This is a genomic window from Leifsonia xyli, assembly GCA_001647635.1.
In the GTDB taxonomy this organism is placed as follows: domain Bacteria; phylum Actinomycetota; class Actinomycetes; order Actinomycetales; family Microbacteriaceae; genus Leifsonia; species Leifsonia xyli_A.
Genome location: CP014761.1, coordinates 2,437,779 through 2,451,461, shown reverse-complemented (window position 1 = coordinate 2,451,461; position 13,683 = coordinate 2,437,779). Strand labels below are relative to the sequence as shown.

Genomic DNA, 13,683 nt, shown 5'->3' with positions numbered 1-13,683 from the left:
CTCAGGCGTACAGGCTCTCCGGGACTTCGAGTCCGTAGATCGCGCGGCCGGAGTTCCAGATCGCTGCGCACGCCGCGCGCAGGAGGTCGGTCCGATCGCTGCCTTCGGACAGGATCCGCACGTCGTTGCCCTCGATCGCGACCGTCGCATCGCGGACGCTCACCGCTCCCGACTTCGCCACACGGGTCTCCGGGTACGGCTCGCTCAACCCGCGCAGATCATCCAGGATGTACGTCGGGCGCGCGTCGGCGTCCGCCGACAGCAACTGCTTGCCGCGGTCGATACCGGTCAGAACGAGCACCGAGTCGATGCCCGCGCGGTTGGCGCCGAGGATGTCGGTGTCGAGCCGGTCCCCGATGAAGAGCGGCTTGTGGGCGCCGAATCGCGCGACCGCTTCGTCGAAGATCGCGCGCTCGGGCTTTCCCGCAACCAGCGGAAGGCGGCCGACGGCGGTGTGGACTGCGGACACGAGCGTGCCGTTCCCCGGGGCGATCCCGCGGGCGACCGGGATGGTCCAGTCCGTGTTGGTGGCGATCCACGGCCGCTCGCTGTCGCTCCGGCCTTGCAGAGCGAACGACGCCTCGGCCAGATGCTCCCACCCGATGTCGGGCGAGAACCCTTGAATGACGGCGGCCGGGTCATCCTCGGCGGAACGCGTGACCGTGAAGCCCGCCTTCTGCACCTCATCCACGAGACCGTCTCCACCGACGACGAGGATGCTCGCGCCGGCGGGAACATGCTGGGCCAGCAGCCGCACGGCCGCCTGCGGAGACGTCACCACATCGGTCGGCTGCACGTGGAGACCGAGCTCGGTGAGGTGTTCGGCGACCGTGGCATCCGTTCGCGACGCGTTGTTCGTGATGTAACCGACCCGGATGGTTTCAGCGGCCGCGTTGAGGCTCTCCACCGCGTGGGGGATGGGGTCAGGGCCTCTGTAGACGACGCCGTCGAGGTCGGCGAGGACGAGGTCGACGCCATCGAGGGGCGCCCGCGCCTCAGTGCTCCGGCGAAACAGCGCCATCGTGCGTGTCGTCCTCTCCGTCGTGCTCTCCAGCGTCCCGGTCGCTCTCGCCGTCCAAGTCGCCGGCGGCATTCGGGGCATCGTCGTCGTCATCAGGGCTGTCGTCGCCCACGTCGAAGACGATGTCCTCCTCGATGATGTCGATGGTCTCGTGCTCGTCGACCGCTTCCGCCTGATCGAACGCCGCCTCCGCCCGCGCGGCGCGATCGCGCCACTCCGCGGCCTCCCCGTCGCGACTCAGCTCCTCGAGGACCTCAGCGTAGGCATGGAACAGGTCCGCACTGTAGCGGAAGGCGCGGTTCGGATCGAGCTGGGGGATCTCGAGCTCGGCCAATGCCGCCTCCGGCTGCCCGAGGTCGAGGCGGGCGCCGGACATGGCGATCGCGAGCGACACCTGGACGTCGTTCGGCAGGGTCGCGCGATCGACCGATCGACCGAGCTCGAGAGCGCGGTCGGGCCGGCCGACGCCGCGTTCGCTGTCGACCATGAGCGGCAGCTGGTCGTTGGACCCCGAAATCCGGCGGTACGTGCGGAGCTCCCGGAGCGCGAGCGCGAAGTCGCCGGTCGCGTACGCCGTGATCGCGAGCGTTTCGCGGACGACAGCGACTCTGCCGGCTCGACGGGATGCCGAGAGCGCATGCTTGTGGGCCAGCTCGGGGTCCTCTTCGATCAGCCGACCGGCCATCACCAGATGCTTGGCGACCCAGTCCGCGTTGTCCTTGCTCAGCGTCTTGAGCTCGACCCGTGCCTCGCCGGGAAGCTCGCGCGCCTGGATCTCGTCCGGGATGAAGGGGTCGTCGTGTCTGGGACGCACCGACTGCAGCTCACGAGCACGCAGTTCGCTTTCGGTGAGCTCCCGCCGCTCATCCCGAGCATCCCGGTCGCCACGCGCCGGACGACCGTCGCGCGTCCACAGCTTCTCATCGCGTCCGCCGCGGCGATCGCCGCTGGATGACCCACCGTCGCGCCCGCGGTAGCCGCCGCGTTCCGTGTTGCGCCCGGCATACCCGCCGCGGTCACCACCGGTACGGCCGCGTGCCTCGCCACTGCGCTCCCCGTCGCGACCGCGGAATCCGCCTCGATCGCTCTGCGGGCGCGAGGCACCGAAGCGGGCTCCATCACGGTCACCACCCCGGTAGCCGCCAGAGCGCTGACCATCACGGTCACCACCCCGGTAGCCGCCAGAGCGCTGACCGTCCCGATCACCACCCCGATAGCTGCCGGCTCCCTGGCCGTCGCGGGATCCGGACGACCGACGATCAGCACTCGAGCCACCGCGATAATCGCCGCGCTCGCCACCGCTCTGTCCGCCGCGACGATTGCCACCCGTGCGCGCGGGTCGCTCACCGCCGGAACGGGAGCCGTCCGTGTTGCCACGCCAACCGCCGTTACCCGCCGCGGACCGGTCACGAGACGCTCCGCCAGTACTCGGTCGGCCGGCGCCGTCCGGGCGGGGACGTCTCTGACCATCGCTAGCGCCATTTGATCGCGCGGGGTTCGAGCGGCGCGGCCGCTGGTCGCGCGAGTTGTCGTCTGCCGGTGTGTCGCTCACGGCTGCTCCTGTCGGTTCGGCGGGGTCACGCCAGCCTATGCTGGGTGCGGTGAAAGACCCCGTTAACGCGAAATGGCCACCCATCACTGGGTGGCCATCTCACAAAGAAGTCCGGCGGTGTCCTACTCTCCCACAGGGTCCCCCCTGCAGTACCATCGGCGCAGAGAGTCTTAGCTTCCGGGTTCGGAATGTAACCGGGCGTTTCCCTCTCGCTATGGCCGCCGAAACACTATTGATGTATCAAAGTGAACGTCGAGCGTTAGCTCGAATCAGTTCTCGACCGTACATCGAGAACCACATAGTGGACGCGAACAATCTTGGCCCCTCATAGCTGCCTTACAACGTTTATGAGAGTGGTGATTATCAAGTTATCGGCTTATTAGTACCGGTCAGCTCCATGGGTCTTTAGTCCCCACTTCCACATCCGGCCTATCAACCCAGTAGTCTAGCTGGGAGCCTCTCGCCCGAAGGCATGGAAATCTCATCTTGAGGCCGGCTTCCCGCTTAGATGCTTTCAGCGGTTATCCATCCCGAACGTAGCTAACCAGCGGTGCTCCTGGCGGAACAACTGGCACACCAGAGGTTCGTCCAACCCGGTCCTCTCGTACTAGGGTCAGATCCTCTCAAATTTCCTACGCGCGCAGCGGATAGGGACCGAACTGTCTCACGACGTTCTAAACCCAGCTCGCGTACCGCTTTAATGGGCGAACAGCCCAACCCTTGGGACCTACTCCAGCCCCAGGATGCGACGAGCCGACATCGAGGTGCCAAACCATGCCGTCGATATGGACTCTTGGGCAAGATCAGCCTGTTATCCCCGAGGTACCTTTTATCCGTTGAGCGACAGCGCTTCCACAAGCCACTGCCGGATCACTAGTCCCGACTTTCGTCCCTGCTCGACTTGTCAGTCTCACAGTCAAGCTCCCTTGTGCACTTACACTCGACACCTGATTGCCAACCAGGTTGAGGGAACCTTTGGGCGCCTCCGTTACTTTTTGGGAGGCAACCGCCCCAGTTAAACTACCCACCAGGCACTGTCCCTGAACCGGATTACGGTTCTAAGTTAGATATCCAGAGTGACCAGAGTGGTATTTCAACAATGACTCCACCGACACTGGCGTGCCGGCTTCAAAGTCTCCCACCTATCCTACACAAGCCACACCGAACACCAATACCAAGCTGTAGTAAAGGTCACGGGGTCTTTCCGTCCTGCTGCGCGTAACGAGCATCTTTACTCGTAGTGCAATTTCGCCGAGTTCGCGGTTGAGACAGCTGGGAAGTCGTTACGCCATTCGTGCAGGTCGGAACTTACCCGACAAGGAATTTCGCTACCTTAGGATGGTTATAGTTACCACCGCCGTTTACTGGGGCTTAAATTCTGAGCTTCGCCGAAGCTAACCCTTCCTCTTAACCTTCCAGCACCGGGCAGGCGTCAGTCCGTATACATCGTCTTGCGACTTGGCACGGACCTGTGTTTTTAGTAAACAGTCGCTTCCCACTGGTCTCTGCGGCCTTCAAACGCTCCCGGAGCAAGTCCGTTCACGCCTCAGGCCCCCCTTCTCCCGAAGTTACGGGGGCATTTTGCCGAGTTCCTTAACCACGATTCTCTCGATCTCCTTGGTATTCTCTACCTGACCACCTGAGTCGGTTTGGGGTACGGGCGGCTGGAACCTCGCGTCGATGCTTTTCTCGGCAGCATAGGATCACCCATTTCGTCAATGAAGACTACGCATCGTGCCTGGGCCTATGTGAGAGACGGATTTGCCTATCTCTCGGCTTACACACTTACACCGGGACAACCATCGCCCGGCTGGGCTACCTTCCTGCGTCACACCTGTTAATACGCTAGCCGCACCAGCATGGGGTCGAGCGTTAGGCCCGGACCTTCACCCCGAAGGGATCCGTGTCCAGGATTAGGACTCTTAGCACCACTGGATTAGCTTGGGCGGTTCTTCGCCGGTACGGGAATATCAACCCGTTGTCCATCGACTACGCCTGTCGGCCTCGCCTTAGGTCCCGACTTACCCAGGGCGGATTAGCCTGGCCCTGGAACCCTTGGTCTTTCGGAGGACGGGTTTCTCACCCGTCTTTCGCTACTCATGCCTGCATTCTCACTCGTGTGGCGTCCACGGCTGGTTTACACCGCCGCTTCACTCGCCACACGACGCTCTCCTACCCATCAACACGGCTGGACCACGAAGGCCTACCAATAGTGTCAATGCCACAACTTCGGTGGCGTGCTTGAGCCCCGTTACATTGTCGGCGCGGAATCACTTGACCAGTGAGCTATTACGCACTCTTTCAAGGGTGGCTGCTTCTAAGCCAACCTCCTGGTTGTCTGTGCAACTCCACATCCTTTCCCACTTAGCACGCGCTTAGGGACCTTAGTTGGTGGTCTGGGTTGTTTCCCTCTCGACGATGAAGCTTATCCCCCACCGTCTCACTGCTGCGCTCTCACTTACCGGCATTCGGAGTTTGGCTGACGTCAGTAACCTTTTGGGGCCCATCGGCCATCCAGTAGCTCTACCTCCGGCAAGAAACACGCAACGCTGCACCTAAATGCATTTCGGAGAGAACCAGCTATCACGAAGTTTGATTGGCCTTTCACCCCTATCCACAGCTCATCCCCTCAGTTTTCAACCTAAGTGGGTTCGGTCCTCCACGACGTCTTACCGTCGCTTCAACCTGGCCATGGATAGATCACTTCGCTTCGGGTCTAGGACATGCGACTGAATCGCCCTATTCAGACTCGCTTTCGCTACGGCTACCCCTCACGGGTTAACCTCGCCACATATCGCTAACTCGCAGGCTCATTCTTCAAAAGGCACGCTGTCACCCCTACAAGGAGGCTCCAACGGTTTGTAAGCAAACGGTTTCAGGTACTATTTCACTCCCCTCCCGGGGTACTTTTCACCTTTCCCTCACGGTACTTGTCCGCTATCGGTCATCTGGGAGTATTTAGGCTTATCAGGTGGTCCTGACAGATTCACACGGGATTTCTCGGGCCCCGTGCTACTTGGGATACTCTTCGCGCCATTGGACCATTTCGGTTACGGGGCTGGCACCCTCTGTGGCTGGCCTTTCAAAGCCATTCACCTATGATCCTTTGTAACGCTTGCTGTTCGGCAGAAGCAGCAGAAAAGTCCCACAACCCCGACCATGCAACGCCTGCCGGCTATCACACATGATCGGTTTAGCCTCTTCCGGTTTCGCTCGCCACTACTAACGGAATCGCTTTTGCTTTCTCTTCCTGTGGGTACTGAGATGTTTCACTTCCCCACGTTCCCTCTACCCGCCCTATATATTCAGGCGGGAGTCACTGGGTCACCCAAAGGGCCCAGCGGGGTTTCCCCATTCGGAAATCCTCGGATCAAAGTTCGTTTATCAACTCCCCGAGGCTTATCGCAGATTACTACGTCCTTCTTCGGCTCCAGATGCCAAGGCATCCACCGTTTGCTCTTAGAAACTTGAAATCACATGAGTTTTAGAATCGATCGACGTCTCGTCTGCCGAAACAGACTTTGACGCAGATTGACCAATGATCTAATAAATCAGATCATCTTTTGTGATCCGAACCCGAAGGTTCGAATCTAAGATGCTCGCGTCCACTGTGTAGTTCTCAAAGTACGGGCGGTACCTTCTCCGCCGGCTATTGATGCCGACTAGAAAAGGTCCAGAGGATTCGGTTCTCATCCGTTCGAATGAGGTCCGGTCCCTCAGGACCCAACAGCGTGCATGTGCGGGGCCTCCGGGTTCGAGCTGTTCCTACCTACGAGAGGCGTACTGAACTCGAGCCGTTCGGCTCCGCACCAATGTCAATGTTCCACCCATGAGCTAACCGGCTGAGACGTTCGCTCAGATCCGGCGCCTGGACACCCGAGGGTGCCAGATGCTCCTTAGAAAGGAGGTGATCCAGCCGCACCTTCCGGTACGGCTACCTTGTTACGACTTAGTCCTAATCACCGATCCCACCTTCGACGGCTCCCTCCACAAGGGTTGGGCCACCGGCTTCGGGTGTTACCGACTTTCATGACTTGACGGGCGGTGTGTACAAGGCCCGGGAACGTATTCACCGCAGCGTTGCTGATCTGCGATTACTAGCGACTCCGACTTCATGAGGTCGAGTTGCAGACCTCAATCCGAACTGAGACCGGCTTTTTGGGATTCGCTCCACCTTACGGTATTGCAGCCCTTTGTACCGGCCATTGTAGCATGCGTGAAGCCCAAGACATAAGGGGCATGATGATTTGACGTCATCCCCACCTTCCTCCGAGTTGACCCCGGCAGTCTCCTATGAGTTCCCGCCATTACGCGCTGGCAACATAGAACGAGGGTTGCGCTCGTTGCGGGACTTAACCCAACATCTCACGACACGAGCTGACGACAACCATGCACCACCTGTTCACGAGTGTCCAAAGAGTTGACCATTTCTGGCCCGTTCTCGTGTATGTCAAGCCTTGGTAAGGTTCTTCGCGTTGCATCGAATTAATCCGCATGCTCCGCCGCTTGTGCGGGCCCCCGTCAATTCCTTTGAGTTTTAGCCTTGCGGCCGTACTCCCCAGGCGGGGCGCTTAATGCGTTAGCTGCGACACGGAAACCGTGGAATGGTCCCCACATCTAGCGCCCAACGTTTACGGCGTGGACTACCAGGGTATCTAATCCTGTTCGCTCCCCACGCTTTCGCTCCTCAGCGTCAGTTACGGCCCAGAGAACTGCCTTCGCCATCGGTGTTCCTCCTGATATCTGCGCATTCCACCGCTACACCAGGAATTCCATTCTCCCCTACCGCACTCTAGTCTGCCCGTACCCACTGCAGGCCCGAGGTTGAGCCTCGGGTTTTCACAGCAGACGCGACAGACCGCCTACGAGCTCTTTACGCCCAATAATTCCGGACAACGCTCGCACCCTACGTATTACCGCGGCTGCTGGCACGTAGTTAGCCGGTGCTTTTTCTGCAGGTACCGTCACTTTCGCTTCTTCCCTACTAAAAGAGGTTTACAACCCGAAGGCCGTCATCCCTCACGCGGCGTTGCTGCATCAGGCTTGCGCCCATTGTGCAATATTCCCCACTGCTGCCTCCCGTAGGAGTCTGGGCCGTGTCTCAGTCCCAGTGTGGCCGGTCACCCTCTCAGGCCGGCTACCCGTCGTAGGCTTGGTGGGCCGTTACCTCACCAACTACCTGATAGGCCGCGAGTCCATCCTTGACCGAAATTCTTTCCACGCACAGGAGATGCCTCCGTGCGTCATATCCGGTATTAGCTTCCGTTTCCGGAGGTTATCCCAGAGTCAAGGGCAGGTTACTCACGTGTTACTCACCCGTTCGCCACTAATCCCCCGGAGCAAGCTCCGGGTTCATCGTTCGACTTGCATGTGTTAAGCACGCCGCCAGCGTTCGTCCTGAGCCAGGATCAAACTCTCCATAAATGTTTAGCTCCACGGTCGCAAGCGACCGGGAAACATAGTGCAGGCTTAGCCAGGAAATGTGGCTTCGCACTGCGAGTTTGTCTTGACTAGTTTCGAATATCTACTGACATTCTGTTTCTAATCCAAAGGAATCTCGCATCGACCGCTAGACTAGGTCTAGATGGTCAATGCCGAGGTTGTTTGGCATTTGACATTGTGCACGCTGTTGAGTTCTCAAGGATCGGACGCTCTCGCCTTTCAACCTTCCGGCTGTCTCTGCGAGGCAACTTCTCTACCTTACCACTCTCAGTCAGTTTGTCAAGTTGGCCGTTTCGCGCTCTTTCGTTCATCCATCGTGGGATACATCCGATTTGCACGACCCGAACCGGTTAGACCTGCTCAGTGAGTGGGGTGTTAATCCTAAGCGCAGCAAGCGAACTTATTCAAGTTCAGGATTGCCGCTAGGCTTTGGATTCGGTCCCGCTTGAGGCCGGGGAGCTCTTCCGCTCTCCCGCACCTTTGGGGTGACAAGTAAGTACTTTACGCAGGCCTCCCGAGGGTCGCAAATTCGGCCCTCATCCCGGGCGTGTCGCGCTTGACTTCCGCGGAATTACGCGGATCTTCCCGCATACGGCGGGCAGCGACTCTCCCCGGAACGAAAAGAACCCCCTCGGAATCTTGGGATCCGAGGGGGTTCTCATTCGGTCGGGCCGGGGTGATCACAATCCCGAGTACGCGTGCAGTCCGTGGAAGAACACGTTGACGATGCCGAAGTTGAACAGCACCGCGGCGAAGCCGATGATCGCCAACCATGCCGACCGCGACCCGCGCCACCCGCGCGTCGCCCGCGCGTGGATGTATCCGGCATAGATCACCCAGATGATGAAGGTCCAGACTTCCTTGGTGTCCCATCCCCAGTAACGGCCCCACGCCTTCTCGGCCCAGATGGCGCCGGCGATCAGCGTGAAGGTCCAGGCGATGAAGCCGACGATGTTGATCCGGTACGCGAGGTTCTCCAGAGCGACCGAGCTCGGAAGGGTCGCGAGGAACCGGAACTGCTGCGGCCGCGACTCCGCGACCTGCCGTTCGCGGCGGTACTGCAGCAGCTGCAACCCCGAGAGTGCGAACCCGAGAGCGAAGAACGCAGTGCCCAGCACGGCCACGATGATGTGGATGACGAGCCAGTACGACTGCAGCGCCGGCTGCAGGGGGACCACCGGGACGTAGTACCGCAGTAGCGCGATCCCCTGCAGGACGAGGACGAGCCCGAGGACGAAGGTGCCGACGTAGGTGATCGGCCACTTCAGGTTCGCGATCAGGAACACCCCGATGATGACGAGAGTGCCCGTCATCGAGAACTCCCACATGTTGGCCCACGGCACACGGGCTGCCGCGATGCCGCGGAGCACCACCGCCACCAGGTGGAAGGCGAAGCCGATCGTCGTGAGCACGAACGCCCACTTGAGGGACGCCCCTCCCCCGGTGCCGTTCATCACGTCGTCCTCGACGCGCGTGCTGATGCGCGACGACAAACGGCCGAGCGCGGACGACGGAGGCGGCGTCGGCTCAGGCGGTGCGCCGCCGATCACCGATGAGGCGGGTGCGCCGACGGGAGTCGCGACCTCGGCGCGGCGTGCCACCGCACTGGGGACCACGGCGGCCTCGACAGCAGTCGCTCGCGCGCCGCGCCGGGCGAGATCGAGCGCGAAGGCGATGAACGCCGCCGCGTAGAGTCCCATCGCCGCGTACAGGAGCACGGTCGACAGTTGAGCCAAGGTTTCGGTCACAATGCAAGCCTAAGTCGTCGAGGGCCTGGTGAGGGCCTGAGAGTGCTGATCGGCCACGGCGGCCACCGCAGCCAGGAGGTTCGGATCCTCACCGCGGGCCAGGCCCGCGTACTCGAGGGTCAGCGATCCATCCGGATTCTCGATCGCCTTCACCCACAGCCGGCGGCGTGGGACGAACAGCGATGTGAGGAGCCCGACGAGGATCAGCACCGCGAACAGCAGCACCCAGATCTGGGCCGGGTCGTGATGCACCTCGAGGGTGGCGAACCGTTTGACCCCGTCGAGGGAGATGGTCCCGAGCCCGTTCGGCAACTCCACCGTCTGGCCCGGCTTGAGCTCGAGCGCCTTCGTCTTGGTCGGCGGGCCCGCCAGCTGCTCGAGCGTGTCGGTGTTCAGGCTGTACACGGACTGCGGCACACCGTCGTCGACGCCGAGGTCGCCGGCGTAGACGTTGAGGCTGAGCACCGGGTCGTCGAGCCCGGGGAACTTCGATGCCAAGGCGCCCTGCGCCGTCTGACTCGCGGTGACGGTCGGATAGAAGAAGCCGATCATCCCGACCTGCTCCTTGAGCCCGTCCGGGATCTTGACGAACCCGAGCGAGGTGAGGTTCGGATCGGCCTGCGGGATGAACGGCACCGAGTCGTTGAAGACGACCTTGCCTGCGGTGTCCTTCACCGTGATGGTCGGCGCGTAGCCGTTTCCGAGGAGGTAGACGTTCGTGCCGCCGATCGCCAGCGGCTCGTTCACCTTGATCGTCGTGTCGTCCTTGGCGTCACCTGGACCGGTCGTCGTCACATGCGCGGTGTAGTCGAGCGGTGTGCCGATCGCATCCTGGTTCTTGGTCTCGTAACGCACATCCAGCTTGTTCACGGCGATCGAGAACGGCGCGAGCGAGGCGTCACTGAAGAAGCGACCCGGGTTGAACGAGTTGTACGAGGGCAGGCTGTTCACGAAGCTCTGCCCCTCGACCACGATCTTCTGGCCGGTATAGCCGAAGCCGCCTCCGACGCCGATCGCCAGCAGCACTCCGAGCAGGGCGACGTGGAACACCAGGTTGCCGGACTCGCGGAGGTAGCCGCGCTCGGCCGAGACCGAGGTGGACCGCGCATCCTGATACAGGGCGACGCGGTAGCGGTTCGCCTTGAGGACATCGCGGGCCGCGAGAATCGGATCGGCACTCGCGCTGCGCAGCTCAGCCGGCAGTACGCGCGCCTGGAAGCCCGCCATGCGGGTCAGGCGCACCGGGGTCTTCGGCGGCTTCGCGCGCATCGCCTCGAAGTGGTGCTTGGTGCGCGGGATGATGCACCCGATCAGTGACGCGAACAGCAGCAGGTAGATGGCCGAGAACCACACCGAGGTGTAGACGTCGAAGAACTGCAGCTTGTCGAGCACCGGCGCGAGTGACGGGTTGTCGGTGAAGTACTTCGTGACGCCGTTCGGGTCGGAGCTGCGCTGCGGGACGAGGGACCCGGGGACGGCCGCGATCGCCAGGAGGAGCAGCAGGAACAGCGCCGTGCGCATGCTCGTCAGCTGCCGCCAGAACCAGCGGAGCCAGCCCATTGGGCCGAGCTTCGGCTGGTTGACGTCCGCGTCCTCCCGAGGGGGAGCAGCGTCGATGTGATCAGAGGGCCGGCTCAAAACCTTGGATCACCGCCAAGAACTGGGACATGAGCTCACTCCACAGGCCCGTCACCATCAGGATGCCGATGACGACCAGAAGCGCGCCGCCGATGACGTTGATGGCCCGGATGTGCCGCTTGAGGAAGGCGACGGAGCCCGCGACCCAGTCGAACCCGAGGGCCACCAGGAGGAACGGGATGCCGAGGCCGATGCAATAGAACAGGCCGAGCAGGGCACCGCGCCAGGGCGAACCGCTGCCGACGCTGAGCGCGCTGATCGCGGCGAGCGTCGGTCCGATGCACGGCGTCCATCCCAGTCCGAAGACGATGCCGAGCAGCGGCGCGCCGATCAGCCCGGTGGCCGGACGCCAGGACGGCTTGATCGTCCGCTGCAGGAACGAGAACTGGCCGATGAAGACGAGGCCCATCACGATGACCAGGCCACCGAGGATGCGGACCACGACGTCCTGCCACCGCACGAGCCAATAGCCCAGCGCGCCGAACGCCGCGCCGTACGCGACGAAGACGATCGCGAAGCCGAGGATGAACAGCGCGACTCCGGTGAGCAGCCGCGATCGGTCGCGCTTCGCTCCCGGGTCGCTGATGCCGCCGACGTACGCGAGGTATCCGGGGACGAGCGGAAGGACGCAGGGCGACGCGAATGACACCAACCCGGCGAGGAGTGCGATCGGCAGGGCCAGCAGGAGCTGACCGCTGAAGACGATCTGACCGACGCCGCCCACGTCAGTTCTCGGCCACGGCGTCGGAGATGAGCGTGTCGAGGATGCTCTTGTCGGGGATGGCGCCGAGGATTCGCGCGGCGACGCGTCCTTCCTTATCGACGACCAGGGTCGTCGGCGTCGCCTTCGGCGGAACCGTCTTGCTGAACGCCAGCAGGACCGAACCGGTGTCGCGGTCGAGCACCGACGGGTAGGTCACGCCCTTGTCCTTCTCGAAGCTCGCGGCGGTCTGCACCGAGTCGTACAGGTTGACGCCGAGGAAGCCGACGCCCTGTGCGGCGTACTTCTCGCTGAGCGACTGCAGGTCGGGCGCCTCGACGCGGCACGGCGGGCAGCCCGCGTACCAGAAGTTGACGACGAGGACCTTGCCTGCGTAGTCCTTCGAGGTCACGGTGTCGCCGTTCTGCAGCTTCCCGGTGAAGGAGACCGGCTCGCCGCGGTTGCCGGCGGCGTACTCGCTGACGGTGCCGTCTCCGGCGATGTAGTTCTGTCCGTTGCCGGACCGGTACTGGTTGGCGAGGCTGTCATTCGCCGTGCAGCCGCTCAGGGCGAAGGCGGCAACGATGACGGCAGCGCCGATTCCGAGGATGCGCGAACGGACGCGGGACGTGGCGCTCATACGGCGCCCACATCCGTCGCGGCGACGAGCAGCGCTGCGGCGGGCTCGACGTACCCGACCTCGGCGTATCGGCGGGACGCCTCGCTGCGACCGGGGTGGACGGCGACAGGGCCGTCGCCGGGACGCGCATCCACCGGCTTCTTCTCGGGCTCGGGAGCGACCTCGAATGTCGTGATGCTGGAGAGTGCGCACCGCCGCCTGCGCGGATCGTGCGGGTAGCGCTGACCAGTGATGGAGAGGTGTGCCACCCAGATCGGAAGCTGGTGGCTGACGAGGACGACGTCGCCGTCGTCGACCGAGGCGAAGGCGTCGTCGATCGCGGTCAGCATCCGACGCTCGATGCTCGTGTAGGCCTCGCCCCAGCTGGGCCGGAGCGGGTTGACCAGGAAGGGCCAGTATTGCGGCTTGCGGACCGCGAGCTTCATCTTGGTGCCCTCGAAACGGTTGGTCGGCTCGATGATCCGCTCGTCGATCCGGGGATCGAGGCCGAACGCCTCGGCGATCGGTGCGGCCGACTCGCGCGTGCGCTGCAGCGGCGAGACGCGGAGGGCGCGGATGGGGCGGTTGCGGGCGACGAGTTCGTCCGCCGCCGCCTGGGCCATGCGGTGACCGAGTTTGGAGAGGCCGAATCCCGGCAACCTGCCGTACAGGATGCCGTCGGGATTGAACACCTCGCCATGACGGACGAGGTGGACCTGGCTCGCTACCACCGCTCCAGTCTACGGAGGGGTTTGCCTTGAATTCACTGAGCGCGGGCGCGCCTGTGGAGGGCGAACTGTCCACAGAGGCGACGGCGCGCGACTTATCCCCAGATTCGTTCCTCGCCGCTCTCTCAGGTTGCGCGGCTTCGTAGCGTCGAGCCATGCCCAACGAGAAAGAAGAGGGAGAGGCTCTTGCAGACATTCCCACCCATGACCGCCCGCGCGAGCGGATGCGCCGTCT

At 62.6% G+C, this 13,683-nt stretch carries 7 protein-coding genes and 3 rRNA genes; all 10 read right to left on the bottom strand.

Features of this window, described 5'->3' with window-relative positions:
* Window position 1: 1 nt before the first annotated feature.
* On the bottom strand, window positions 2-1,021 hold the full coding sequence (locus A0130_12070) for a haloacid dehalogenase (GenBank protein ANF32310.1): 1,020 nt from the start codon (window positions 1,019-1,021) through the stop codon (window positions 2-4).
* Entirely contained in the window at window positions 996-2,573 is a 1,578-nt protein-coding gene (locus A0130_12065; GenBank protein ANF32309.1) for a hypothetical protein, read from the bottom strand. The genes A0130_12070 and A0130_12065 overlap by 26 nt, the downstream gene beginning before the upstream one ends.
* A 109-nt stretch (window positions 2,574-2,682) precedes the next feature.
* Window positions 2,683-2,799, bottom strand: a 5S ribosomal RNA gene (rrf, locus tag A0130_12060).
* Window positions 2,800-2,933: 134 nt separating this feature from the next.
* Window positions 2,934-6,045, bottom strand: a 23S ribosomal RNA gene (locus A0130_12055).
* 425 nt (window positions 6,046-6,470) lie between these two features.
* Window positions 6,471-7,998: ribosomal RNA gene (locus tag A0130_12050) — 16S ribosomal RNA — on the bottom strand.
* The 16S, 23S and 5S rRNA genes sit together here, the layout of an rRNA operon.
* Window positions 7,999-8,695: 697 nt before the next feature.
* Entirely contained in the window at window positions 8,696-9,715 is a 1,020-nt protein-coding gene (locus A0130_12045) for a c-type cytochrome biogenesis protein CcsB (GenBank protein ANF33420.1), read from the bottom strand.
* 57 nt (window positions 9,716-9,772) lie between these two features.
* Window positions 9,773-11,401 carry a cytochrome C biogenesis protein gene (locus tag A0130_12040; GenBank protein ID ANF32308.1) on the bottom strand — a complete coding sequence of 543 codons (1,629 nt, stop codon included), beginning with the start codon at window positions 11,399-11,401 and terminating at the stop codon, window positions 9,773-9,775.
* Window positions 11,385-12,125 (bottom strand): cytochrome C biogenesis protein, encoded by a 741-nt coding sequence (locus tag A0130_12035; protein ANF32307.1) that lies wholly within the window; start codon window positions 12,123-12,125, stop codon window positions 11,385-11,387. Before A0130_12035 ends, A0130_12040 begins: the two co-directional genes overlap by 17 nt.
* 1 nt (window position 12,126) lies before the next feature.
* A complete protein-coding gene (locus tag A0130_12030; GenBank protein ANF32306.1) occupies window positions 12,127-12,741 on the bottom strand; it encodes an alkyl hydroperoxide reductase in 615 nt (204 codons plus the stop codon).
* On the bottom strand, window positions 12,738-13,451 hold the full coding sequence (locus A0130_12025; GenBank protein ANF32305.1) for a phosphoglycerate mutase: 714 nt from the start codon (window positions 13,449-13,451) through the stop codon (window positions 12,738-12,740). The genes A0130_12030 and A0130_12025 overlap by 4 nt, the downstream gene beginning before the upstream one ends.
* Between the last annotated feature and the right edge of the window lie 232 nt (window positions 13,452-13,683).

Bases quoted from the DNA above. Each gene is read 5' to 3' on its own strand.
- A0130_12070 (ANF32310.1), bottom strand. From the start codon at position 1,021: ATGGCGCTGTTTCGCCGGAGCACTGAGGCGCGGGCGCCCCTCGATGGC.
- A0130_12045 (ANF33420.1), bottom strand. From the start codon at position 9,715: ATGGGACTCTACGCGGCGGCGTTCATCGCCTTCGCGCTCGATCTCGCC.
- A0130_12030 (ANF32306.1), bottom strand. From the start codon at position 12,741: ATGAGCGCCACGTCCCGCGTCCGTTCGCGCATCCTCGGAATCGGCGCT.